Below are 26,311 nucleotides of genomic sequence, written 5' to 3'. Positions count from 1 at the left end.
GGGACACTAAAAATGTAAGGTAGGGGAGAGCATGAAAAGCTATTCAAAGAAAATGTTAGTAGGGGTAAGTTTTGCTAGTTTAATGTTAGGGAGTTTTCAAGGGGGCAGTTTGGCAGAAGATACTAAGGGAGAGCAAGTTTCTTATCGAAATGTGCTCAAAATGGAGCCAGTCGGTGTACAACTACCAGTACAAGAATTAGCTCATTCATCGAAAGTGCTCGAAAGCAAGTCTTTTGAGAAAAGGCTACAATTTGCCGATTTATCACAAAGACCACCTGAGGTGAAAAAAGAAAGTAAGCAATTAGCTGTAGCGAAAACTTATACAATTGCTGAATTAAATCAATTAAGCAATCAGCAGTTAGTAGATTTACTTGTAACAATTGATTGGGAGCAAATTACGGGGCTATTTCAGTTTAATACAGACAGTCTAGCATTCTATCAAAATGATAGTAGGATGCAGGCGATTATTGATAAATTGAAGCAGCAAGGACAAGCCTATACGAAGGATGATTCAAAAGGGATTGAGACATTAGTGGAGGTATTGCGTTCAGGATTTTATTTAGGATTTTATAATTCGGAACTTAGTAAATTAAATGAACGGAGTTATCATGATAAATGCTTACCTGCATTAAAAGCGATAGCTAACAATTCAAATTTCAAGCTGGGTACATTAGAGCAAAATAGAGTGGTATCATCATACGGAAAGTTAATAGGAAACGCTTCGAGTGATGTGGAAACGATAACATCAGCTGCAAAGATTTTTAAACAATATAATGATAATTTTTCTACATTAGTAGATAATCTTTCAGCTGGAAATGCTATTTACGATATTATGCAAGGTGTTGATTACGACATTCAATCGTATTTGTACGATACGAGGAAAGCACCGAAAGATACAGTATGGTATCAGAAAATAGATAGTTATATTAATGAACTAAGTCGTTTTGCATTAATGGGAACGATTACAGCAAAAAACGGTTGGCTTATTAATAATGGCATTTATTATACAGGTAGACTCGGTACATTCCATAGTACAGGAACGAAAGGGTTACAAGTTGTAACAGATGCGATGAAAATTTATCCGTATTTAGGGGAGCAATATTTCGTAGCTGCTGAGCAAATCGCAACGAATTATGGCGGAAAAGATGCAAATGGTAAAGTGGTGAATTTAGATCAAATAAGAGAAGATGGAAAGAAAAAATATTTGCCAAAAACGTATACGTTTGATGATGGGGCAATTGTTTTAAAAGCTGGAGATAAAGTGACAGAAGAAAAAGTAAAACGTTTATATTGGGCGGCAAAAGAAGTCAAGGCACAATTCCATCGTACGGTTGAAAGTGATCAACCTTTAGAAAAAGGACATCCTGATGATGTACTAACGATGGTTATTTATAATAGCCCAGCAGAATATCAATTTAATCGTCAATTGTACGGTTATGAAACGAATAACGGTGGTCTTTATATAGAAGGAACAGGTACGTTCTTTACTTATGAGCGTACGCCAGAAGAAAGTATTTATAGTTTAGAAGAATTATTCAGACACGAGTTCACGCATTATTTACAAGGTAGATATGAAGTACCAGGGTTATGGGGACAAGGGAAAATATATGAAAATGAAAGATTATCTTGGTTTGAAGAAGGGAATGCTGAATTTTTTGCAGGGGCAACGAGAACGGATAATGTTGTACCGAGAAAGAGTATTATAGGAGGATTATCTTCAAACCCAGCGGAGCGTTATACGGCAGAGCGAACGTTAAATGCAAAGTATGGAACGTGGGATTTCTATAATTATTCCTTTGCTTTACAATCTTATATGTACAATAAGAGATATGATATGTTCGATAAAATACATGATCTTATTAGGAAAAATGATGTAACAGCATATGATGCATATCGCTCTACATTAAGTAAAGATGTGAATTTAAATAAAGAATATCAAGACTATATGCAAATGCTAGTTGATAATCGTGAGAAATATAATGTGCCATTAGTATCAGACGATTATTTAGCGAATCATGCATCAAAGCCAGTTTCAGATATTGCGGCAGAAATCACAGCGGAAGCAAAATTGAAAAATGTATCAGTAAAGAAAAATAAATCACAGTTCTTTAATACATTCACACTACAAGGAACATATACAGGAATCGCAGCAAAAGGAGAATATGAAGATTGGAAAACAATTACACAAAACGTTAATGATACGTTAAAACGTTTAAGTGCAAAGGAATGGACAGGCTATAAAACAGTAACAGCATACTTCGTAAATTATCGCGTGAATGCATCAGGACAATTTGAATATGATGTTGTATTCCACGGTATTAATACAGAAGAAGGTGCAGAGAATAAAGCGCCAGTTGCGGTTATAAACGGTCCGTATAGTGGAAATGTAAATGAAGCAATTTCATTTAAAAGCGACGGATCAAAAGATGAAGACGGGAAAATTATTTCATATAAATGGGAGTTTGGAGACGGTACTGTAAGTAATGAGCAAAATCCAACTCACGTATATATAAAAGAAGGAACGTATACGGCGAAATTAACAGTAACAGACGATAAAGGAGCAACTAATACTGCTACAGCGACTGTAACTGTTCAAAAGAAAGAAGATAATAGTGTAGAAAAAGAACCGAATAACTCATTCCAAACAGCAAACAAACTGCAGTTAAATCAAGTTTTACGTGCTAGTTTAGGAAATGGCGATACAAGTGATTTCTTTGAAATTAATGTGGAGACTGCTAAAAACCTTCAAATTAACGTAACGAATGAAAATAATATCGGAATGAACTGGGTACTTTATTCTGAAGCAGATTTAAATAATTATGTTACGTATGCTCAGCAACAAGGGAATAAACTAGTAGGTAGTTACTACACGTATCCAGGGAAGTATTATTTACATGTGTATCAGTATAGTGGTGGAACAGGGAATTATACGGTGGAAGTAAAGTAGTAAAAAGGGAGTTGTCTTTTTCAATGAATGGCATAAGGTCTGTACTTTAATGGAAAAACAATTGTAGGAAATGTCTATAATGATAATAACAAATTAAGTGCCGAGAGATGTTATATTTACATTAAACAAATCTAATCAGTAAATGAGATAAAGTCGATGAACTATTCTTTCATCACGATGTAAGAATAGTTATAAATATTAAGTGCGTTTAATGTAATTAAACTAAAGGATTAGAGTGTATCTGTAACAATAGATAAGCTCTGATCCTTATTGTTTTTAATTAACGCACATAAATTTAAGATAATTAATAAGTAAGTTAGCTAGCAGGATTCTTAAAATGTGCTTATGTAATTAACTAAACAGAAAATTTTTGTCGCATTAGCAAGGGATACTAATAGAAAAGCGTGTCCCTTTACCCAATTCACTCTCTATCTCTATATCTCCGTTTAATTCTCTAATAATACTATAAGCAATCATAGTACCAAGCCCAGTTCCTTTTTCTGTTGTTGAATAGAATGGCAAAGCAATTCGTTTTATTTGTTGAGATGACATCCCAATTCCTGAATCAATAATATCAATTATGATATTTCCTTTTACTTTTTGTATATTTATTTGTAATAATCCACCATTTTTCATAGCCTCAATTCCGTTTTGGATGATGTTGTTTAGACAGAGTTTGAATTTTTCGGGGTCCCCATTTATATAAAAGGAATCTGTACTATTTTGTTTGATTTCAACTTTGTATGATAGAGCGAGTGGTGAAATAGTATCTTTCACCTGATTTAAAATGTGATTAATATCTATTTTCTCTTTTAGGGTGTTCTGTGGTTTGGTTAAAGATAAATAGTTATTAATAGTAGATTGTATTTGCTGCATTTCAATTAACATGATTTCTAAGTATTGATCCTGAGATAGCTTAGAGGCATGTTTTTCATTTAATAATTGAGTGAATCCATGTACCGTGGTTAGTGGATTGTGGATTTCGTGTGCAATTGACGCTGCTAGTTCGCTAGCTATATAAAATTTTTCAGCCCGTTGTAGCTTTTCTTTCATTTTATATTTCTCGATCATTCCCTCTATTAAATAAACTGATAATAATACTGTGAAAATATTAATGATTATGTAATTTAATAAAAATTCTATGAGAGTAGAGTCTATTTTCCCTCCTGTATGTATTTGAGTTACAATACCGCAAATAGAAAGTGAAGTTGTACATACTAAAATAAGGAGTAAGCTTAATAATACTTTTTTTTCTTTAACATACATAGGTAATAAGTAACGAAAGAGCATTGTTATACCAAAAATAATAGTGAAGATAATAAATGATGGAAGAACGCCATTTCCGCCTAAGTAAAACCGATAAGAAAGATATAAAATTCCTATAAAAACAATGTTTTTTGTATTTCCATATAGAAAAACTAATATTATAGGAATAAAACGTAAATCATAAATAAATCCCACATGTAAATGAAAAGGAAAAGTCATACAAAAAATAATAGCAATGGAGGAAAGGATAGAAAATAACATATTATTACATGTTATTTTTTCTTTAAACTCTAGCCAGAATACGTGATAGCTAAGGATACAAATTATTATAATAAAGGTATTTAATAAAAGAGTAGAAATTCCCATAGTTTTGCATCTCCAATAGTTTGTAAGTAGAATTATGTATGAGTTGGACAAAGATGTTTAGTATTAGTAGACTTTTTATCAAAAAAGGAAGGGTACTTGAAAAGTGCTGTTATATTACTCGTATTAAAATCGATAAGGAAAATAGGAAAAAATAATAGATAAAAAATCTATTTAAATTTATGTGCATATGAAATTATAAAATAACTTTTGTATAGGTAAAATTGGGATTGAGTTACTGATAAAATAAGGTTCTTTAAGTATGAATATTCTGTAAAAATGATATGTGTGGTGACTCCTGTTTTGTAGCCTTCGTTATATTAACATGGAATATATCAAATTACAAAGTGAAATTTTAGAAAAATTTTATTAGTACATTTTATCTGAAATAGAAATGCTATTTATGTGAGTATTTTGGTACTTAATCGTATAAAACTTTGTTAGAAAAAGACTTTAAAATTTATAAGTTTTTTATGAAGCGTAATATTGTAGCTTTATCTATGTGGGTTTCTCAATAACTATTAAGGTTGAAAGTTAAGATATATAGGTTTATAGATATGAATTATTACATAAAAACGCACTTGGAAAAGGATGTATGATGGTAATAGAATACAAACATCAAGGGGGAACTTAAAATGAAGTTAAATAAACTAGTGCTTAGTTGTGGAGTAGTTTCAGCATTAACACTTGGTGTGTTAGGGAATAATACTTATGCTGAAGAAGTGCACAAAACGAATGATCCAATTCATGTAGTTGAACATGTTTCTGCAGACTTATTATTAACTCAAACAATGGATTATAGTGGTGAGGCTGTAACTTCTTTCGTATATGATGGGAGTACTGACTTAAGCTTCTCTATGAAAAATAATGGTCAAAATACAATGGGATATAGTGTAAAAGGTCCAAATACAGAGCTAATTGTTGGTGGTTATATAAAACCTGGAGAACAACAAATTAATGTTACAAATGTACGGAATGCTTTATCTCCATTACCGAATGGAACATATAAAATTTACGTTTCAAATGATGATGGTTCTAAGGGGCAATTCCAAGTTTCAGTAAGATCTATGAATTAAATTTAAAACGCCTTGTTTTTAAGTTAATTTAATCTTTACTTATTGGAAAGAAGCTAAATTGAATTGAGAATTACCGATAAAAATGAAAACGAGCACCTTATCTAATTGGGAGAGGGTGTTCGTTTTTTGCTATTAAACAGAAAATAATTATAAATATATTTTGATATTCCCATTGCTAACCTACTAGATTGTGTCAACGAGAGAATGTCTACTATAAAAGATATTAAAATAAAGATGATGTAACATTCAGCTAAATGATATGGGGAAATAGAAAAACCACTCTTATATGAGTGGTTTTTAGTAATTATTTTTAGGTTATACATTTAAAATTAGGCTAAGTTATAGAAACAATAAACATTTAATCCCGCATCAACTGCCAGTAAACGCCCGATTGGTTCAACTAATAATCAGTGGGGATGAACAAAACCCCCACTGATTAAAGTTTCACTTTATCCGTTGTTATTATTTTGGTTCTGGATAATGATTGTAGTATGAGATTCTAATAAATTCTTGGTAGACATTTGTTAATTTGGCATCTCTAAGAGCATCGTTGAATTTTTGCATACGTACACTACCTTGAGCGTAGCCTCCACCTGGAGTATAAGGGTTTCTTGCTTCAAAGTCATCCAAAAATACTTTTAATTTTTTATAGTCTTGAGATTGATAGAAAGCCACGGCCTCTTCAGGAGTGACATCAAAGTAAGAGGATGACGTTGAGTTATAAGAAGCTGCTTGAGCAGTAGGTGCCTCTAGCATAGTTGCAGCTCCACCGAACATAGTAAGCGCCATAGAAGATACAATAATTTTTTTAAACATAATAAAACCTCCATGTAGAATATTGGATTAATAGTAACCCTGTAATCATTATAGTTACAGTGAAAATGATTATCAAATGCAATATTGCATAATATATTCCGCTATTTTGGGGCAGTAAGACTCCCGCCCAAAAATTCAATGAAAGCAAGGAAGTTAGATGGGAATCGGGAGGATTAAAGTTTCACTTTATTCTTTGAACGAGAAGTCACCTTTATATTTAAATGGAGGAGTGTAATAGATTAGAAGAGGTGTATAAGTTACTCAGGTTAACAAGAAAATGAAGAGGATATTTTTAATAGGGGAAAGCTTAATAACTGGAGTAAAGGAATTGCTATTTATATATTTAACATACATATTTGTCTTTTAAATTGTAGGCGTGTTTTAGAATTTGTATATAGTAAATTCGTTAAAAAACTTGATAAATAATAAAATGTGTAAATTTTTTGACTATTTTATTAAAATTATTTAATATTTGTAATTTATTGTTTTATAATGATAAATGGGTCGATCGTGAATGTTTTAGATATTGCGATATATACTCGGATTAATTTATTCTAGGGAGGTTACAAAATTGGGTAAGAAAGTCATTATAAGAGTTTTTACATTATTATCAGTACTGGCATTATTCCTTAATGTATTTTTACCTAGGGCTAGTGCAGAGGTTATGACGCATGAGAAATATTCAATGGACTGGAGTTATAGTAATAGTCTAGGTAAGTACATTCGCACTGAAATGATTAAAAATTCAAGTGGTCAAATTGCTTATTGCTTAACCCTTGGATTAAAATCACCAAATGGTGAAGATCTTCCTGAAATGGGGAAAACAGATAATGTAGTATATAGAGTCTTATTAAATGGTTTCCCGCAAAAAAGTGCTGAACAGCTGGGAGTAGCTAATAAAAATGAAGCGCATTATGCAACGCAACTTGCGGTTTGGAATGCATTAGGTCAACTCGATGTAAATGAATTAAAACATGAGAATAAAAATGTTGAAAAAGCAGCTAAGGCTATTATTAGTAATGCTAATAATAGTGAAGAGACTCAAGATGTTTTTATGAATGTGATTCCTGCTGAAAAGCAAAAAGCAGAATTAAAGGGTGAATTCTTCGAAACAAATCTATATTCAGTACAAACAAATGCTAAGAGTGGTTCTTATAAGGTAGTAGCGAAAAATGCACCTAATGGAGTTAGAATTGTAAGTGAAAATGGAGAAGTGAAAGATCAGCTTTCAGTTGGAGAAAAATTTCGTATCCAAATTCCTAAGAATACAAAAACGGGTGAATTTAATTTAAGTGTTGCTGCTAATTTAATTAAAGTTCAAGCAATTGCTTACCGTGGTACGGATACTGTTCAGAATGCTACAGTACTATTAGAGAGAAATGAAGAAAAGCTTAGTAGTGATCTTGCAGTAAATTGGGAAGCAGCTGGTTCTTTAAAAATTAAAAAGGTTGGAGAAAATGGAGAAGTTTTAGCTGGTGCAGTATTTGAGGTCTTTAATGTAAATAATGAATCAGTCGGAAAAATCACGACTGGTGCTGATGGTATGGCAGAATTAAACAACTTACCAATTGGTACTTACACATTAAAAGAAATTAAAGCACCAACAGGCTATGTTTCAGATGATAAACCACAAACTATTGAAGTTAAGACAGGAGAAACAGGAGCTGTCCAAATAGTAAATAACAAAGTAAAAGGTAGCATCGAAATTAAAAAGCTTAGTGATTCAGGAAAGATTTTACCAAATGTTGAATTCACAGTCTTCACTGAAGATGGAAAAGAAGTGAAAAAAGTAGTAACAAAAGAAAATGGAATTGCAAACGTTGAAGGTCTTACGTATGGTAAATATTATTTCTTAGAGACAAAAACACCTAATGGATATATTGGAAATAAAACAAAGTATCCTTTTGAAATTAAAGAGCACAATAAAACACTTACTTTTACAGTGGAAAATACCGAAGTGAAAGGTAGTGTAAAATTACTAAAAGTAGATAATGAAGATATTAGTAAAAAATTAGAAGGTGCAGCATTCGAGCTAAAAGATGCAAGTGGAAAAGTAGTTGGGGAATATAAGACAGATAAAAATGGTGAGATTAACGTCAAAGATTTAGCGTATGGTAAATATTCATTTGTAGAAAAGGCTTCTCCAAATGGTTACGTTCTTGTTAAAGAACCGATTATGTTCGAAATAAAGGAACATGGAAAGATTATTGAGCTATTGGCAGTTAATCATCTTATCAAAGGTGATCTAGAAATTACAAAGGTAGATGTAGCTGATGGAAATAACAAGCTTCCAAATGCAGAATTTACGATTTATAACGAAGCAGGAAAAGAAGTAGTAAAAGGAAAAACAGACGATAAAGGAATCGCTAAATTTGAAAAGTTACCATTTGGAAAATACACATATAAAGAAACTGTTGCACCAAAAGGTTATGTATTAAATGAAGAAACATTCTCTTTTGAAATTAAAGAGAATGGTCAAATCATTAAACACATTGTCAAAGATGAAAAGATTCCTTCAATAGAAACAAAAGCTACTGATAAAACAGATGGTACAAAAGAAATGCACACGTCTAAGTCTGTAACAATCCAAGATAAAGTGGAATACAAAGACCTACAAGTAGGCAAAGAGTATACTTTAAAAGGTAAATTAATGAATAAAGAGACTAATAAACCATTAGTTGTAAATGGTAAAGAAGTAACTGCTGAAACGAAGTTTACACCAAAAGAAGCAAATGGTTCTATTACACTAGATTTCACTTTTGATGCAACTGGTTTAGAAGAAAAAGAAGTAGTAGTATTCGAAGAGTTATTGAAAGACGGAAAAGTTGTTACGACACATGCTGATATCAATGATAAAGGTCAAACAGTTAAGTTCGTTAAGCCATCAGTAAAAACGACAGCAACAAACAAAGCTGATGGTGGAAAAGAGATTCATTCAAAGGATTCTATCACAATCCAGGATAAAGTGGAGTACACTAACTTAGTTGTTGGTAAAGAGTACACTGTAAAAGGAAAATTAATGAACAAAGCTATTAACAAACCATTACTAATTGATGGTAAAGAAGTAACAGCTGAGACTAAATTTACTGCAAAAGAAAAGAACGGTTTTGTAACATTAGACTTTACTTTTGTTGGTGCTGAACAGCAAGGAAGAGAAGTAGTTGTGTTCGAAGACTTATTACATGAAGGGCAAGTAATTGCAACTCATGCTGACATTAACGATGTAGGTCAAACAGTTCGATTTGTAGAACCTTTTATTAAAACGACAGCAACAAACAAAGCTGATGGTTCTAAAGAGTTAGATGCTTCTAAATCTGTGACAATCCAAGATAAAGTGGAATACAAAGACTTAATCGTGGGTAAAGAGTACGTAGTAAAAGGTAAACTAGTGGATAAAGCAACAAACAAGCCATTATTAGTTGATGGTAAAGAAGTAACAGTAGAATCTAAGTTTACTGCTAAAGAGAAGAATGGTTCTATCACATTAGACTTCACTTTCAATGCTTCTGCATTACAAGGTAAAGAAGTAGTAGTATTTGAAGAACTGTATCAAGATAATATATTAGTAGCTATTCACGCTGAAATTGAAGATAAGGGACAAACAGTGAAATTTAAAGAGGGAAAATCGGAACAACCAAAACCAGAACAGCCAAATTCAGGTAAAAATACGACAACACCAGAGCAACCTAACGAGCAAGTAAAAGAACAACCACAACTTAAGAAAGAAATTCAATCTAAAATTGGATGGTTACCGCAAACAGGTACTAATCTTACAAGTTGGATCTCTATGGCTGCAGGAGCATTACTGTTAATTGTTGGTGGAGTGATTTTCTTAAAACGTAAAAATGCATAGAAATTAAAAAATAAGCACATCTGTTTTTATAACAAGATGTGCTTATTTTTATCATTTTAGCCAAGAAGACTCCTATATTTAAGCGTGAATGGCATTTAAAATAGCAACTTTATTTGTAGTAAATAATACATAATTTTGTTTTACTGTTTTAATTAAAATACGGTCTGTTGTCCCATAAGCTGTTCCAATACGTATTACATCTACTTCTTCAACACCAGCATAGGTAGCATCTTCGGTAACCTCAATCACATCACGTAATGGAATTGTAATCTCCGCCAATTGCCATGAAATAATTAACTCTTCATTTGTTTTTTTTACATTAATGCCTAGCATTATACCAAGACCCTTCAATAATAATATGCTACACTTCTAATCTTATTATATAAATTTTTAGATTTTTTATCTATATGTAGGAATAGAATTTATTTATATCTGTGAGCATTTTAATGATGTCAAACAAATAGAAGGATATACAGTCTTTCTGTTAAGAACTATATATAAACAAAAACAGACTTTAGAAGAATATATGGATCTACGAAAATAGAATTGAAGAATTAAACTGGCTATCAATAGACGTGAGATTGTAAAGGGCAGGGGATATAAATTAAGGTGTTTTTTAATTTTTTTGGTGAAGAGGGAAGGTATCCCTCTTCTTTTTTCATTCCTTGTAAAATTTGAGGATGTCTTAAGGGAGTGAAAAGATGGATTGTGTGGGTGTATTAATAAAGGCTACTTTAGGTGGCTTCTAGAGATGTTTTTTGAGGGAATACAATATTATAAGTTGTAGTATTCATTGCAGCAATTGACTATAGTATAGGAGCATTCACGTTGGGATATAACAGAGAATTATAGAGTAAAGTAGGATTCAAAAGCATTGTTAAAAATGTGGTTATTATAAGTTGTTTTTCTATCAAAATAATTAGCTTTTGTTCAAAAATTAATATTATTATTTTATTATATGTAGTAACTATTTATATTATTTAATAATTACTTGGTTTACTATTAAGGTGATTATCTTACAAAAGTGTAAGGTTATTTTAATTGACACTCATATATATGAGTAACTATACTCGTTACACAATGTTGGTAATTATATTTAATAATCTCTATCTATAAGTGTATGTCCGAGGATTATTTTTGGAGTAATAGTTCGATTTTAAATTCATTATCTGCTATATAGTAATGCGAAGAACTTAATCTATTCTTTATTCAAGGTCGTATTATTTAAAGATTAATTATAAATGATATATTTACCAAATTGTAATAACTTGATAGAGGTGTTACATTTTGAAATACAAATTAATTGCTACAGGAATTCTTGCTGGAAGTCTATTATCCTACTCATCTAATACATTTGCAAATACTCATAAGTTCCCAGATGTTCCTGCATGGGCGGACAAATCCGTTAATTATTTAGTTGATAAACAGGTATTGAATGGCTATCCAGACGGAACTTTCGGTTCAAATGACTCATTAGACAGAGCTTCGGCTACAAAAATTATGACAAAAGTTTTAGGTCTACAAATTGACTCTAATGCAAAACCATCATTTACAGATTCACAAAACCACTGGGCGACTCCGTATATTGCTGCTGCTGAAAAAGCTGGTATTGTTAAAGGTGAGGGTAATGGAATCTTCAATCCATCCGGAAAAGTAACTCGCGCTGCTATGGCTACGATGCTAGTAAATGCATATAAACTACAAAGCACACCAAATCATAATGAGCAGGTTAAATTTGAAGATTTAAAAGGGCATTGGGGAGAAAAATATGCCAATATTTTAATCGGTTTGAAAATTTCCAATGGTACTGAGAACGGTTGGCAACCAAATAGATTTATAACACGTGCTGAAGCTGCTCAACTTACTGCAAAAACAGATATGATGCAACATCGTCAAAAAAACCCATTAGAAAGCAAAACAATTATTATTGATCCTGGACATGGGGGCGAAGATCCTGGGAAATCCACAAAGGGATTACCTGAAAGTAAGATTGTACTAGACACTTCTTTACGTCTACAACAATTACTTGAAAAGCATACACCATTTACAGTTTTATTAACTCGTCAATCTGATAATAGACCAGGACATGATCAAAAAAGTTCTTTACAGGAACGTGTTAAATTTGCTAAGAAAAATCGGGGTGATATCTTTATAAGCGTACATGCAAATGCTTTTAATGGTAATGCAAAAGGGACAGAAACATATTACTATAAATCTTCTAAATCTGAAAAAACAAATCCTCATGTGGAAGAAAGTCGTGTTTTAGCGGAAAAAATTCAAACACGTTTAGTAGAGGCACTTCAAACACGAGACAGAGGAGTTAAACATGGAGACCTTCATGTTATAAGGGAAAATGACATGCCAGCTGTGTTGACAGAACTGGCATTTATAGATAATGGTATTGATTACAGTAAATTATCTACGGAAAATGGTAGACAAATTGCAGCAGAAGCCATTTATGAAGGAATTTTAGATTATTATGAATGGAAAGGAAATAATGTATCTGAATATAGGCTGTAATAAGTAATTGAAAATATAGTAATTCTCGAAATGAAGAATTCTATAATTTTTTTAAACAACAATTTTAAATTTGTATTTAAAATTGTTGTTTAAATCGTTATTTTATGTTTTAATAATGTTGATAATAGTTATCAATAATAGTGAGAGGAAGATTAGTGAAATATGTGTTTTTAGTTAGTGTCATAAAAGTTAATGAATTTCTATATTGTATGGCTATGAATCTATCTCTATTTTTGTGAAGTAGAAATAATATATTTATATCTTTTAAATGTTTAAGAAGGAGTGGCTGTCTGTATGAAAAAAGCAAAAGAAATAGCTAAATGCGTTGCGGTAGCGTCCGTTATTATGTCTGGATCATTTGGTTTACAAGCAACATCTGCATTTGCAGATTCTAAAGGAACTGTAGAAAATCTTCAAAATGGTGGGAAGGTCTATAATAGTTTTAAAACTACTTATGACATGAAGCAAAATATCAAAAATTCAATAAAGGTTTCTTTTATTGAGGATCCTTACGCAGATAAAAAGATTGCAATTGTTACCACTGATGGTAGTAATATAGATGCTAAATATACAATTAATAGCGGATACTATAACGCAGGTTTAAAATGGCCATCAGCCTATCATACTGAAGCAGAAATAACAAGTGGTGATAGTGCTCAATTCCATAAAGCTGCCCCAGTTAATACAATGACTTCAGCAAAGGTCACTTCGGAGGTAGGGTATACACTTGGTGGAAGTGTTAAAGTAGGAGTAAATGATAAAGGGCCAAATGCCGATGCAAGTATCACAGGTAGCTTTGCTTGGAAAGAAAGTGTATCTTATGATCAAGTAGATTATAAAACGGTATTAGAGACCCACACAGATAAAAAATTAAATTGGAAAGTAGGATTCCAATCATTTAACTTCCCAGAGTGGGGAATTTATAATCGTGATTCATTCAATACTTTCTATGGTAATCAACTATTTATGAAATCACGTAGTTATAATGAAGGAACGAATAATTTTGTTTCAAAAGATACAGTACCAGCTTTAACAGGATATGGTTTTTCTCCAAACGTAGTAGCGGTTATTACTGCTGATAAAACAGAAACTACATCAGATTTAAAAATAACAAATCGTAGAATTTCAGATCAGTACAATATCGAATGGGTAAGTTCAAAATGGTGGGGAACAAATAATAAAGATACATATAATGAATTCTTTACGAACCACTATAAATTAGACTGGAAAAACCATCAAGTTACTCTTGATAACCAAAAAGCCCTTGAAGAACAAATGAATAGTATCAACAGCGTGAATGATAAACTTAACAAAGGAAAAGGGAAATTATCTCTTTCAATGAATGGAAATCAACTTAAAGCTACATCTAGCAATGCTGGTTATGGTATCAGTTACGAAGATAAAAATTGGGGTATCTTTGTAAATGGTGAAAAGGTCTATACTTTTAATGAAAAATCAACTGTAGGCAATATCTCTAATGATATTAACAAATTAAACATTAAAGGACCTTATATCGAGATTAAACAGATCTAGTCAGTAAATGATGGCCGATTGATGGATAATTATCTCATCAATATACGAGTTTATTTTAAATCTGTATAATGTAATGAAAGGACTAAAGTTTATCTATAAAATAGATAAACTTTGGTCCTTATTATTTTTTTGTTTGCACACGAAGTTAAGATAATATTAGATGTTTTTTGTCCAGACTTTCACTCGATTAGAAAAGAGCGTAAAGTATTTGAAAGCTATTGATATTACGCAAGGGGATATTGTTTAAAGTAATCAGAACTTCATCGGTTGTTAAGTTACCACTTTAAATATATAATTAAATTTCATTAAAAAGATACTCTATTCAAAGTCCTTATTGGGTTTTTGAAGTGAAATATATACTATTTGAGGTGTGTGAAATGGGGAAATCTCGAGAGCAGACAATGGAAAATATTTTAAAGGCTGCTAAGAAAAAATTTGGAGAGCGTGGCTACGAAGGTACGAGCATACAAGAAATTGCAAAAGAAGCGAAAGTGAATGTTGCTATGGCCTCTTACTATTTTAACGGGAAAGAAAACCTATATTATGAGGTATTTAAGAAATATGGTCTTGCTAATGAGCTACCCAATTTTCTTGAGAAGAATCAATTTGATCCTATCAATGCCCTTAGAGACTATTTAACGGTTTTTACTACACATATAAAAGAGAACCCTGAAATTGGATCATTGGCATATGAGGAGATTATTAAGGAAAGTGCACGATTAGAAAAGATTAAACCGTATTTCATAGGTAATTTTGAACAGTTAAAAGAAATATTACAGGAGGGTGAAAAGCAAGGAGCTTTTCATTTCTTCTCCATAAATCATACGATACATTGGATCACTTCTATTGTTTTATTTCCAAAGTTTAAAAAGTTTATTGATTCTTTAGGGACAAATGAAACGAATGATATAAATCATGAATGGATGCCAGAAGACTTAGTGGATAGGATTGTTACTGCATTAACAGATAAACCTAAAGTGTAAAATTATAAAGAAGTATAATGTATTCTTTTTATTGAAAAAATACAAACCTTTTGGAAGTGAACCTAGTAGTATTAATTTATAGATTTATATACTTTTATGAAAATAAATGAAGTAAATTCAATTTAATCTTATTTATCTTATAGGGATTATAAGGTATACTAAAAGTAGGTACAAAATGTACCATTTGAAAAAGAGTGCATTGCAAAAAGGAATCCGTAAAGGATTCCTTTTTTGTTTCTTTGAAAATGAAGCAATGTTCTAATAACTAGCAGTCCTTTTTGTATGGACTTACTGAGGTTATAATGAGAAGAAAAAGAACCCTATAGGGCTCTTTTTCAAGGCATATTAACAGTAAAGAGAATCATGAAATGCTACTTCAAATCTTTATTAGGGGAAAGATTTTGAAAAAGCTTAACATGTATTTATTTTTACATAAATGTAAGATGTAGTAAATTGATAATATTTATACTTACTATTACTAATATTCAATTAAGATAGTTAATACTATTTATATAGTGTTAACTGGTGTATAGTACAGTATAGATTTAGAAATTTAATATTAGATTACATTTGTTAAAAAAGTTAATAGATATATTATTTCAAATTCTAACTAACATTTAAACGATTTTAATTGAAATTGGTTGTGTATTAACCCTTATAAGCCAATAAAAGTAAATAAAATAAACAAAGACCCTGTAATAAATACAGGGCCGGATACAGGGTTAAGGGAACGCATAGTTTCTTAATATCATAGTAGCATATATTCTTTGTATAGCTACATGAGGATTTTGACAGAATTAAGAACAAGACAGAAAATCTGTAGGAAAGCAAATATAGTGCTGGAAATGTGATTTTAAATTAAGCTATAGGTATATTGAAATGGATGAAAACTCTTGAGTACCATGATTAAATTGCCTTTAATTATGAGGTTTAGGTTAGAGGGATAATTGGATCTTACTGAAAAGAAAAAATGTTTTTTAGATTAAAAGAAGAAAAGACACCTTTTGGGTGTCTTTTCTTTAGGTAAACAGTTCACATATTGCTGAATTAGATACGAAACTATAATTCGACTACGAAGTAAATCCTAACATAATCTGAACAGAAAAAATATGTAATATTACATTTTTAGTTTTTAATTATTTTATTCAATATAGAGAAGCAACGTAAATAAAAGGGCATGCAGTCGTATCTGCAGCCCTTTTTAGGAGGAATTCAAGACACCATTAGGACACGTATTGGTAAACAGGTTCAAAAATAGTATGTGTGAAAAGAAAAAGTCCTATACCAAAAGTAGACAGGACCTTATCTTTTTTACATTTTAAAAAATGAAATTCTGTCCTTTTGAAATCAGTACAGCACACACTTGGTTTGAAATGAAATTAGAAAAAGTATACATGAAAATGGCAGACAACTATTTTGTTGCCTGCCGGTGCCAGTGGGTTGAATGAGTTAGTCAATTCAATAAATTGTGCTATCCCATTACCAGAAGAGTGAAGCCGCTAGTTCAAACGGCTTAGACATAGTTTGTCTAATAAAGAAAAAATTATGAGTAGAAATTTTGTTTGCTCTATATGAAAAGATAAATAGATATTCATCAGACAAGGATAATTTAGCATATCTTGAATAGGGTGTAGGAACGAATTAAAGAAAGGGATATTTGTTTAGGAAGGGACTGACTCAGGAGTGGGACTTTCGGACAGGGTTTGGGGAGCGGTGATTGCCTTTGGCATTGCGACTAATATCGTTGCTTGTATAATGGCAGTATACATTCAAAAATATGAGCTAATGATAAATCATCTTACAAATATTTTATTTTTAATAATTATCTCTTTAACGTTTATAAAGATGAAAATTAACAGATGGGTGGCTTTAGGATTTACATTAGTTGTAATAGAGAAAGGTATTAAAGCGGGATATGACTTCTACACACATAATTATTATAGTGTCAGTTGGAGTTTAGCTATCATTGTCTATTGCATATACGAGATGGAAAAGTATCATATTGAAATAAACGAATAGGCGCAGCAAAAAGGTGTTAGTAGGTGGAATTCTTTTTAAAATACTTATAAAAAAGACACTACAAGAGTGTCTTTTTTTTGAAAATACTCTATAATTAACTTTGGGGAAGGTAATGTTAGAGTATTCGTTTAGCATTATCTTTATATTTGATAAACCATGAAATCGAAAGATTTTGTGGTTTATTTTATGAACAATAGATATTACAGTATTGGCAGTGAGCTATTAATCATTTGAAGCATTAGGGGAGAATGGATTAAAAGTCTAACATCGAATAACGGTTCCGGAATATAGTGTTGCGAAATGATCTCCCATATCCCAAACGGTACTTGCCTGTATATAGCCCTTAAAGCCTTCTGAAGAATAATAAATCTCTTTTGGTATACTTTCTTTAGTTTGGAAATGTGCTTTAGAGTACTTTACATAATGGTTTTTAACAACTTTTGCTTCTGGAACAATAGTGTTTTTTTGTTCCAATGTTGGTCTAGCACTAGAAGGTGGTATGAATTTTACATTGTCTTGGTAATTAGGATCTAAGGTGTCAGCTTGTACATTGTGTGACGAAACAAAGGTGCTTAGACTACTTCCCGCGATTAAAGTTGAAAATACTAACTTTGAGAATTTTGTTAATCTACTCATTCTATAATCTCCTTTTTATTATTTTGTAAGGTATCTCCTTACACCTCACAGTCTATATCCACTACAAAAGGGTGTACATACATATTGATAGACAAAATTCTACAAAATACCGCATGTTTTTGGGGTTTATGTATAATAATCCAATGTTTAATAATTTATCAGAAGTAAAAAGGTAGGTCTTATATAAAAGAAAATGAATAATTTATGCAGGTAATGTATATGGAATTATTGTTTAAATATTCTAAAATGAGTTGATAAAGATGTTGGTAGGTTTTTTGGAAAATAAATAATTCCCTAGGTGAAATTTGGAAGGAAGATTCTCTGTTAGAGTTTTTATAAGGGAATTCATTTTCGTAGATTCAAAATGTAAAAATAACTAAAAGAGCAAGTGTTTTAATGGGTAAAAAGCTATGTTGAGTCTTTTTTCTCTGTCGGTGGTCGTCTAATCAATGAAATGACGGATGCTTATGATAGTTTGTGTCTAGCAACATTCGTGTATAAACGAATGAATTAAGAAAAGGGTGAAATATTGGATAACTCGAAATGGATGCCTTTAAGTAATGTTGATGATGATGATGAAATTTGGGCAGGAGCAAGAGTTAGGTTGTACAATGTTGGTATGAATAGAGAAGATAAAGAAAATAATTTCTATGGATATATTATTTCTTATATCTACGACAACACTAACTACTTATAACTAACTAATTTAACAACAGGAAAAGTAGGTTATATTATTTGTGTCATTGAAAAAAATTACCAAATAATTATGCTTTGGGCAGAACATTAAAGCAAAGAATAGGTTTAGAAAATACCTATTTTAGATTTGAATAATCAACAAATAAGGGAAGCACCAACTCTAAGGTGTCTTCCCTTATTTAATACTTTTTATCAATAATCAATATTAACAGAGCCTAAATAAAAAAGTGAGAAAAATGATAAACATTCTTCTCACTTTCATCAATTAGGGTGGCATATACATAAATATGCGTTTGGGTGGATTTTGGATGAAAAATCCACATGCATAGTATAACAAAAAAAATATGGCTTTTCGCATGTAATATTGCATATGAAAAATAGTAAAGTTTTAAATTTTAATATTAACCACTTATATATATATGTTACAATGTAATTCTCTAATTTATTTTATTCTCCTATTTAGAATTTATAGTTTAGTGATTCAATAAAACGAAAGTGGTTGTAATAAATAGATAAAACGATGAAATAATACAGTTAGAATGGTTAAAAGGCAGTTAAATATAAGTATTAAAAGAAATAAATTTACTTTGTTTAGTGAATGTATTATGGTAAGAATTTCATTCGATTGGATTAGCGCTAAACTAGATTTTTATCCAAACAAATCCAATAATTATTTTTTAAATGAAGCATATGTTGTATCAAGTTTATTTGGAATAATTCGTAGTCTAATAATTGCTGAATCTAGAAAAATAACATATTCGAAAGGAGGACAGATAAAACTCTGTCTGTGAAAATTAAATCTCTAAATTATAAAGTGCGGATAATAGGATGTAATTGTGGTTTCATTTCGAATGGTACCATAAATGAATGTGGAAAAGTAAAGGAGAAAAATTTAAATAAACTATATAAGTAGTAAAAATGAAAAGGAGAAGTAGCTAGTGTTTAATATAAAAGAAAGATTGGGGCAAATAAAGCTTAAAACGAAGTTGTCTATGGCATTTATAGCAATATTAATTATACCAAGCCTTATCGTAGGAGTATCATCTTATAATAAGGCAAAAACAGATCTTAATGAAACAATTCTACAATCAGCAAAAGATAATATAAGTATTTTAGATAAGATTGTTGATGATGAATTAGAAAATAAGCATACAGATATCACTCATTTTGCAAAGGTACTCACACAAGGGGATTATAATCCTGAACAATCGCAAAATGTACAGAATAAATTTGATCAATATATACAGTTACATCCAGAGATAGAAACGATTTATACGGCATCCAGTAACAATCAATTTATTCATGCACCTGTTGGAAAAATACCAGAAGGGTTTAATCCGCTAGAAAGCAGTTGGTATAAGGATGCAGTAAAAGCAGATGGAGAGATTATTGTTTCATCTCCATATAAGTCAAAGTCTACAGGAAATATGGTAATTGCAATTGCAAAGCAGAATGCAGATAAAAGTGGTGTCATTGGCGTAGATTTGAATATTAAAGATATCGTAAAAACATCCAAAATGATAAAAATTGGGAAGCAAGGATTTGTATCTATAGTTAGTCAAGATAAAACTATAGTTGTTCATCCATCACTAAAACCTGGAGAGAAATTAGATAAAACTTTAGTGGATGAATTGTACAAGACAGAAGATGGAGTAATTACTTATAGCCTCAATGGTGAAGATCGAAACATAAGCTTTAAGACAAATAAAAAAACAGGTTGGAAAATAGCTGGCGTAATGCCTACGAAAGAAATTGAAGAAGCTACCAATCCTATTTTTTATAAAACGCTCACTATAATAGGTGCTTCATTATTGTTAGGTGGAATTGTAATTCTATTCATACTCAAATCTATAATTACTCCACTAAGACAATTAGTCATTTCAGCTCAAAGAATTAGTCAAGGAGATTTAACCGAGAAAATAGATATTCGTTCAAAGCATGAACTTGGTCAATTAGGTGGTAGTTTCAATACAATGGCAGAGTCGTTACGTAATATTATTTCTCAAATTAACACATCTGCAGGACATGTAGCTGCGTCTTCTGAGGAACTAACTGCTAGTGTAGAGCAAGCAAGTGTTGCGACAGAACAAATTACAAAAGAGATGGAAGAAATCTCGAACAGTGCAGAGGTTCAAAATAATGAAGTTGAGTCTGGAGCTGAATTAATTGGTGAGGTAACACGAAATATTCAATACGTAGCTGAGAATGCTTCTGAAGTATCGGCTTCATCCATATACACTAAACAAAAAGCCAATGAAGGTGAACAATTAGTAGAACAAACTGTAACACAAATGCAGTCTATCCATCACTCTGTTTCTCAATCCGATAATGTCATAAAATTATTAGATAAGAAATCACAGCAAATTGGCAGTATATTAGAAGCGATTCAAAATATTGCGGAACAAACAAATTTATTAGCATTAAATGCAGCGATTGAAGCAGCTAGAGCTGGGGAACAGGGGAGAGGGTTTGCAATTGTTGCTGATGAAGTTAGAAAGTTGGCGGAGCAATCATCCGAATCTTCAATGGAAATTGGAAGTTTAATTAAGGAAATACAAGCAGACGTACATGAGACTGTAAAAGCTATGAATGAAGTAGGCGTAGAAGTACAGTCGGGAATTAAGGTTGCGAATGATACAAAACAAAGTTTTTATGAGATTTCAAAATCTGCAAATGATATTGTATCAAAAGTGCATGGTATGGTAGAACTATCAAATAAAATGACAACTGATGCAATGAAAGTTGATACATCGATTGATCAAATAGCTATGGCTGTAAAAGAAAATTCTTTAAGTATGCAAACGATAGCTGGTTCATCTGAGGAACAACATGCTTCTATGGAAGAGATAAATTCTTCAGCAATACAATTAGCACAGATGGCGGAAGAACTTCAAGAGTTAATTGGTGGATTTAAGATTTAAGTTGAGATTCTAGGAGAGAATGCTAGAATCTTGTTACAGAGTGGAAATGAAAAATCTTATAACATAGTAAATAAGTATAATATGTACTCTCTATGCGTATTGAACAGGCAGATAAGCCATTTAAAAACCCTCCATTTGGAGGGTTTTTAAATACATTTACATTAAATTTGTGGTGGTGCACCACCATAATCGCCAACACTATATGAAGGAGCAGGATAATGCCCATGAGTAGCAAGCTGATCTGTTTTAGAAAACTGAAAAATTCCCACCGTTAATACCCCAATAAAAGCAATGCCTGATAATAATAAGCTAATTTTTTTCATTATTTTAACACTCCTTTTGCGATTGATTTTTGTCTTGCTTGATAACAAATATGGAAATAGTCACTTACTTTTTGGTGGTTCTCTAATTGTCTACATTTTGTGGCAAATAATTCGGCGTATTCGACAACATATTCCCATAATTCTTCTTCCTCAAAGTATAAGATTCCTTCTTGAATGATTTTTTCTAATTCTTCCAATGGAATATTTTCGTTTAATTTTTTTAAAATAGAGAAGTGGTGTGTGTATTCTTCGTTATGAATTTCTCTACAAATCTGTAGTCCCTTATCAATGAGTTGGCTGGCCGTTGATTGTTCTCCTAACTTATAATGTTCCTTAGCTTGTAGGAAGATGGCCTTGAAGTGTGTAGGGATTTTCTCTGTTACTTCTGAAAGGTGACGAATAGCTAAAGTAGACATACTTTGATCAGAATACAGCCACCCCATAGTATTTTTTACGTATAACAAGGAATCTTCTTCCCTATTTTTTTGTAGTAAATCAATTGCGCAATGTAGATATTCTTCTGCTTGTTCGTACTGTTTTAAATAGATGCAGCAACCACCTAGCAAACTATTACAAAAGGCTGTTTTTACTTCATAACCTTCGTACTTTGAAAAGATTGCTCTCGATTTATTTGCGTACTCGATAGAAGCGAGATTGTTATAGGTATGGTGATAGAAAGTAGCAATTCTATAGTAAAATTCAGCATGTTCAATTTCATCTGGTATAGCTACCAATATTTTTTCTGCTAGTTTATAATGTTCCTCTGCCTCAGTATAATTAGATATAAAAGTGGAATGAATGGATTTGAAAAAATGATAATAGAATTGTAGAAATTGATCTGTAGGCATATCATAATCGCTAATAGTATCAAAACTATTTTGTTGAATACCAAGGCTATCTGTTAAGACCTTGTAACGAAATTCGAGTAGTGAATAGTATAGTAACAAATTTTGATCCTGATGTTCTTGATCCGGCTCAATGCTTAACTTATTAATTTTTTCATCAATTTTCTTTTTTAGATTAGTAGCTTTTATAACTTGTTGAGATAGCATAGCTCGATACCAGTCGTTCAATAGAGAGGTTAATTGCTCATTTCCCTTTACTGAAACACTCATAATATACGCCCCCATTTTCTAAAAAAATCCTAATCCAATTTAATTATAAACATCATAACAAAATAGAAGAAAAAATGGAGTGATATTACAATATTTTTCAAGAAAATTCATAAAAAACAATCAATTTGTGTCGAATATACTTAGAATAAAACATCCAAAAAATTATCAAAAGATTATCAAAAGATGATATGAGTCTTTATACGTTCTATCAGGTGAACTTAGAAACTGTGATTGAAGATTTATGAAATTTCCTTTTCTTAAAACGGATCAATTACATATTAATTTTTAAATTATTTTATCGGATACATATAGTATGTATCCGATAAAATATATAAATCTTGCGTATGTAAATAAGAAGACAATAAAGAAAACAAAAAAGAACTTGTAAGAATTCCTACAAGTTCTTTTTTAGATAATGTAAAAAGGTGAAACAGAACATCTCATTATTTGTAATAGTGAAATTATCTTACTTATGGTTTTGTTTTATAGAAGATGTACTATATTGAAGATTTGTTCTTATTGTTGATTAAAGGCAAATTAAAGACTGGTAGGGAGGAAGTGCATAAAAGAGAAAGCCTTCTTTACTTATTCTGAAAAGATAATTCAAAAATCAATTTGTGTATAGAATAAGCAATGCATGAATTCATCAACATTGGTGATAATAAATCAGAGAATCAATATATAAGCATGAACTTTAGTGGAATAGCTACAAGAAGGGGATAATTCTATAATAGTAGATATAATTATCAAAATTTTCATCTTAGTTACTTTTCGGGTAGGATAAGTAGAAGAAAATAGGAAGTTTTTCTTTGAAGAAAGCTCTTTTGACAGGAATAGATTTTTTCATAACTAGAACAAATAAATTAATAATCGCATATACTGTATTGTCGTTAAAGCAAGACATTATTTTCTCAGAACAAGGGAATCACTAGAAAAATATGTGATTCCTTTATGCTTAAGTATAATGTCAATAGTTGATTTGAAATAACCGAAGAAATAAAATCTTTGTTAATGGACAATCACATAATTTTAGGTATAGTAGGTTTATAATTTAGACTATAAAAATTAATGTATCTTTTATTATTTTAACCAAGAAGACTCCCTCCATAAGGAACTCACAGCAAGTATGGGGAAGTGGGAGTAGTTCAAAGCATGCAATATTGTTTGATTTGGCTAATACATAGATTTCTCATCTCAGAACTGGTGTAAGAATTATAATGTTTATACCATTCTATTGTATTTTCTAAAGTCTGTTGTAGGGACCATTTTGGCTGCCAATTAAGATTGAATTTTGCTTTGCTAATGTCAAGGTTTAGTAAATTTGCTTCATGAAAATTTATTGGATCTATATTTTCTGCTGTCCAATCCCCGCAGCCCCAAATATCTAGTAAACTGGTCACTAATTTTTCTACTGAAACAATATTGCTTAGGGATGGCCCGAAGTTCCATGCTCCTGAATAAAGGATACCATTATTTATAATTTTTTCTGTAAGGAGTAAATACCCGCTTAAGGGTTCTAGTACATGTTGCCAGGGTCTAATAGCAGTAGGGTTTCTAATAATAATGTTTTTGTTTGATTCTAATGCTCGTATACAATCAGGAATAATTCTATCTATTGACCAATCACCACCACCAATTACATTACCAGCTCGAACGCTTGCAATTATTTTCTTGTGTTGAGAAAAGTTTTCTACTGAAAAGTAAGAATTTCGATAGGAAGAAATTAAAAGTTCGCAGCATCCTTTGCTTGAGCTATATATGTCATGGCCGCCCATAGGGTCAATTTCACGATAACCCCAAGGCCATTCTTTATTTTCATAGCACTTGTCACTTGTCACCATAATTCCTATTTTAGCTGATTCATGTAATCGAATTGCCTCTAGTACATTCATAGTTCCTACAACGTTTACCTCGTATGTTTCTCTAGGATATTCATATGAATACTTAACTAGAGGTTGGGCAGCTAAATGGAATACAATTTCAGGTTTATAATCTGTAAAAACCTTATTTAATTTATTAAAATCTCTAATGTCTCCACGAATATCAATTATATTATTTTGAAGGTTAGTAATGTTAAAGTTATCATTCTTATTTTTAGGATCTAATGAATATCCGATTACAGTAGCACCTAATTCATTCAACCATAGGGATAACCAAGAACCTTTAAAACCAGTATGTCCAGTAATTAAAATTGTTTTTCCGTAAAAAGCATTATTAAAGTTTTGGTTTAACAATTAGTCCACCTCCTTTAGTACCCTATTTTTAGGGGGTTAGGTATAAATGTTTATTATTTTTATACCAATTAACAGTTTTTATAATTCCTTCTTCAATATTAATTCTAGGTTCCCAGGAAAGAGAGTTTTTTATTTTTTGCACATCCGCTTCAGGAACCCATCTTTCATTTGTTCTAGAGGAAATTGCACCGTAATTTGGTCTGGAATTGGTTTTCAAATGTTTGAATAATAATTCTACATAATGTTTCAAGGGGTGAATAGTGCCGCTCCCAATATTAAAAATTTCATTTTGTACAGTAGTATTTTCTACTGCTAGGATACAGGCATCTATTACATTTTCTATATAACAATAATCTCTTAATTGATTACATAAAGTTAAATTTACATCTTTGTTTTGTAATACTCGCAAGATTATATAGCTAAAAATTTTATGCGGTTCTTCGCCTTCTCCGAATATGCCAAAAGGTCTTAATGTTATAAGATTAATATTGTTTTCGCTAGCAATTTGATGGGCGAGTATAGTAGCAGCAGCTTTGGTACTTCCATAGATATCCACAGGAGTTAGTAACATATTTTCATGAATAGGTTCCATCTTGTTACCGTATTCAGAACTACTCCCAAAATTGATGATTTTTTTACAATTCACCAATTTTGCTGCTTGAATAATGTTACAAGTCCCTATAACATTTGTTTCTATAGCATGGATGTAATCTGTATGGGCAGAATTTACACCATAGGCTGCCAGGTGAAAGATATAATCGGGATTAATTTTCTTTATTGCATCTTGTACTTGTTTTTTATCTCGTATATCTATTTCATAGGTTTCAATATATTTTAGAATATCCTTTAGTCTCCAAGAGTTTGATGGTGTTCTTATGAAAAGAACAATTTTTGCTTGTAAATTTAAAAGTCTTCGTGCCAAGTGAGAACCAATAAAACCGTATCCACCAGTAATAAGGAAAGTTTTATTTTTAAATGAAGCAATCATAGTGATAATCTATCCTTTATTA

16 protein-coding genes and 1 pseudogene are annotated in these 26,311 nt (G+C 31.2%); 9 read left to right on the top strand and 8 right to left on the bottom strand.

Annotated features, from left to right (window positions below):
• Positions 1 to 31 precede the first annotated feature (31 nt).
• Complete coding sequence (gene colA, locus BC_RS17600) at positions 32 to 2,947, top strand: collagenase ColA (protein ID WP_000844552.1); 2,916 nt, start codon at positions 32 to 34, stop codon at positions 2,945 to 2,947.
• A gap of 378 nt (positions 2,948 to 3,325) precedes the next feature.
• On the opposite strand, the gene BC_RS17595 is transcribed toward colA, so the two are convergent.
• Positions 3,326 to 4,579: a sensor histidine kinase gene (locus BC_RS17595; protein ID WP_000513014.1), complete on the bottom strand. Its 1,254-nt coding sequence runs from the start codon at positions 4,577 to 4,579 to the stop codon at positions 3,326 to 3,328.
• Positions 4,580 to 5,211: 632 nt separating this feature from the next.
• Here BC_RS17595 and BC_RS17590 point away from each other — a divergent pair.
• Positions 5,212 to 5,652, top strand: coding sequence for a hypothetical protein (locus BC_RS17590; protein ID WP_000773522.1), 441 nt, complete (start codon positions 5,212 to 5,214; stop codon positions 5,650 to 5,652).
• Positions 5,653 to 6,114: 462 nt separating this feature from the next.
• Here the strand turns inward: BC_RS17590 and BC_RS17585 are convergent, their stop codons facing one another.
• Positions 6,115 to 6,468, bottom strand: coding sequence for a hypothetical protein (locus BC_RS17585; RefSeq protein ID WP_000473483.1), 354 nt, complete (start codon positions 6,466 to 6,468; stop codon positions 6,115 to 6,117).
• Between the two features lie 571 nt (positions 6,469 to 7,039).
• On the opposite strand from BC_RS17585, the gene BC_RS17580 reads away from it, so the two are divergent.
• Positions 7,040 to 10,321, top strand: a complete 3,282-nt coding sequence (locus tag BC_RS17580) for a VaFE repeat-containing surface-anchored protein (RefSeq protein ID WP_000516926.1) — start codon at positions 7,040 to 7,042, stop codon at positions 10,319 to 10,321.
• A gap of 78 nt (positions 10,322 to 10,399) precedes the next feature.
• Here the strand turns inward: BC_RS17580 and BC_RS17575 are convergent, their stop codons facing one another.
• A complete protein-coding gene (locus tag BC_RS17575; RefSeq protein ID WP_000900695.1) occupies positions 10,400 to 10,654 on the bottom strand; it encodes a hypothetical protein in 255 nt (84 codons plus the stop codon).
• Between the two features lie 954 nt (positions 10,655 to 11,608).
• On the opposite strand from BC_RS17575, the gene BC_RS17570 reads away from it, so the two are divergent.
• The 4 genes from BC_RS17570 (at position 11,609) to BC_RS17555 (ending at position 17,376) form a co-directional block, all read left to right on the top strand.
• Positions 11,609 to 12,841, top strand: a complete 1,233-nt coding sequence (locus BC_RS17570) for an N-acetylmuramoyl-L-alanine amidase (protein ID WP_000875660.1) — start codon at positions 11,609 to 11,611, stop codon at positions 12,839 to 12,841.
• Positions 12,842 to 13,135: 294 nt separating this feature from the next.
• Positions 13,136 to 14,374: a hemolysin II HlyII gene (gene hlyII, locus BC_RS17565; protein WP_000709367.1), complete on the top strand. Its 1,239-nt coding sequence runs from the start codon at positions 13,136 to 13,138 to the stop codon at positions 14,372 to 14,374.
• Between the two features lie 377 nt (positions 14,375 to 14,751).
• On the top strand, positions 14,752 to 15,357 hold the full coding sequence (hlyIIR, locus tag BC_RS17560; RefSeq protein ID WP_000520483.1) for a hemolysin II regulator HlyIIR: 606 nt from the start codon (positions 14,752 to 14,754) through the stop codon (positions 15,355 to 15,357).
• A gap of 1,683 nt (positions 15,358 to 17,040) precedes the next feature.
• Positions 17,041 to 17,376 carry a hypothetical protein gene (locus BC_RS17555; protein WP_000524431.1) on the top strand — a complete coding sequence of 112 codons (336 nt, stop codon included), beginning with the start codon at positions 17,041 to 17,043 and terminating at the stop codon, positions 17,374 to 17,376.
• 261 nt (positions 17,377 to 17,637) lie between these two features.
• Here the strand turns inward: BC_RS17555 and BC_RS17550 are convergent, their stop codons facing one another.
• Positions 17,638 to 18,012 carry a hypothetical protein gene (locus tag BC_RS17550; RefSeq protein WP_000088972.1) on the bottom strand — a complete coding sequence of 125 codons (375 nt, stop codon included), beginning with the start codon at positions 18,010 to 18,012 and terminating at the stop codon, positions 17,638 to 17,640.
• A gap of 547 nt (positions 18,013 to 18,559) precedes the next feature.
• Here BC_RS17550 and BC_RS17545 point away from each other — a divergent pair.
• Positions 18,560 to 18,843, top strand: a pseudogene (locus BC_RS17545) (hypothetical protein).
• Positions 18,844 to 19,646: 803 nt separating this feature from the next.
• A complete protein-coding gene (locus BC_RS17540) occupies positions 19,647 to 21,629 on the top strand; it encodes a methyl-accepting chemotaxis protein (RefSeq protein ID WP_000481858.1) in 1,983 nt (660 codons plus the stop codon).
• A 161-nt stretch (positions 21,630 to 21,790) separates the two neighbouring features.
• On the opposite strand, the gene BC_RS27720 is transcribed toward BC_RS17540, so the two are convergent.
• The 4 genes from BC_RS27720 to BC_RS17525 all read right to left on the bottom strand — a co-directional run bounded on the left by BC_RS27720 (position 21,791) and on the right by BC_RS17525 (position 26,289).
• The gene (locus BC_RS27720; RefSeq protein ID WP_000724107.1) at positions 21,791 to 21,952 is read right to left on the bottom strand and encodes a hypothetical protein; all 162 of its coding nucleotides are present in this window, start codon (positions 21,950 to 21,952) and stop codon (positions 21,791 to 21,793) included.
• Positions 21,952 to 23,067: a Rap family tetratricopeptide repeat protein gene (locus tag BC_RS17535; protein WP_000116953.1), complete on the bottom strand. Its 1,116-nt coding sequence runs from the start codon at positions 23,065 to 23,067 to the stop codon at positions 21,952 to 21,954. The genes BC_RS27720 and BC_RS17535 overlap by 1 nt, the downstream gene beginning before the upstream one ends.
• A gap of 1,145 nt (positions 23,068 to 24,212) precedes the next feature.
• Positions 24,213 to 25,301: a CDP-glucose 4,6-dehydratase gene (gene rfbG, locus BC_RS17530; RefSeq protein ID WP_000934346.1), complete on the bottom strand. Its 1,089-nt coding sequence runs from the start codon at positions 25,299 to 25,301 to the stop codon at positions 24,213 to 24,215.
• Positions 25,302 to 25,329: 28 nt separating this feature from the next.
• Positions 25,330 to 26,289: an NAD-dependent epimerase/dehydratase family protein gene (locus BC_RS17525; RefSeq protein ID WP_000561952.1), complete on the bottom strand. Its 960-nt coding sequence runs from the start codon at positions 26,287 to 26,289 to the stop codon at positions 25,330 to 25,332.
• Positions 26,290 to 26,311: the final 22 nt, after the last annotated feature.

It is taken from the genome of Bacillus cereus ATCC 14579 (assembly GCF_000007825.1).
Lineage (GTDB): Bacteria > Bacillota > Bacilli > Bacillales > Bacillaceae_G > Bacillus_A > Bacillus_A cereus.
The sequence above is the reverse complement of the archived record's forward strand: the minus strand, read 5'-3'. Positions and strand labels throughout refer to the sequence as shown.

Bases quoted from the DNA above. Each gene is read 5' to 3' on its own strand.
- colA (WP_000844552.1), top strand. From the start codon at position 32: ATGAAAAGCTATTCAAAGAAAATGTTAGTAGGGGTAAGTTTTGCTAGT.
- BC_RS17595 (WP_000513014.1), bottom strand. From the start codon at position 4,579: ATGGGAATTTCTACTCTTTTATTAAATACCTTTATTATAATAATTTGT.
- BC_RS17590 (WP_000773522.1), top strand. From the start codon at position 5,212: ATGAAGTTAAATAAACTAGTGCTTAGTTGTGGAGTAGTTTCAGCATTA.
- BC_RS17585 (WP_000473483.1), bottom strand. From the start codon at position 6,468: ATGTTTAAAAAAATTATTGTATCTTCTATGGCGCTTACTATGTTCGGT.
- BC_RS17575 (WP_000900695.1), bottom strand. From the start codon at position 10,654: ATGCTAGGCATTAATGTAAAAAAAACAAATGAAGAGTTAATTATTTCA.
- hlyII (WP_000709367.1), top strand. From the start codon at position 13,136: ATGAAAAAAGCAAAAGAAATAGCTAAATGCGTTGCGGTAGCGTCCGTT.
- hlyIIR (WP_000520483.1), top strand. From the start codon at position 14,752: ATGGGGAAATCTCGAGAGCAGACAATGGAAAATATTTTAAAGGCTGCT.
- BC_RS17550 (WP_000088972.1), bottom strand. From the start codon at position 18,012: ATGAGTAGATTAACAAAATTCTCAAAGTTAGTATTTTCAACTTTAATC.
- BC_RS27720 (WP_000724107.1), bottom strand. From the start codon at position 21,952: ATGAAAAAAATTAGCTTATTATTATCAGGCATTGCTTTTATTGGGGTA.
- BC_RS17535 (WP_000116953.1), bottom strand. From the start codon at position 23,067: ATGAGTGTTTCAGTAAAGGGAAATGAGCAATTAACCTCTCTATTGAAC.
- BC_RS17525 (WP_000561952.1), bottom strand. From the start codon at position 26,289: ATGATTGCTTCATTTAAAAATAAAACTTTCCTTATTACTGGTGGATAC.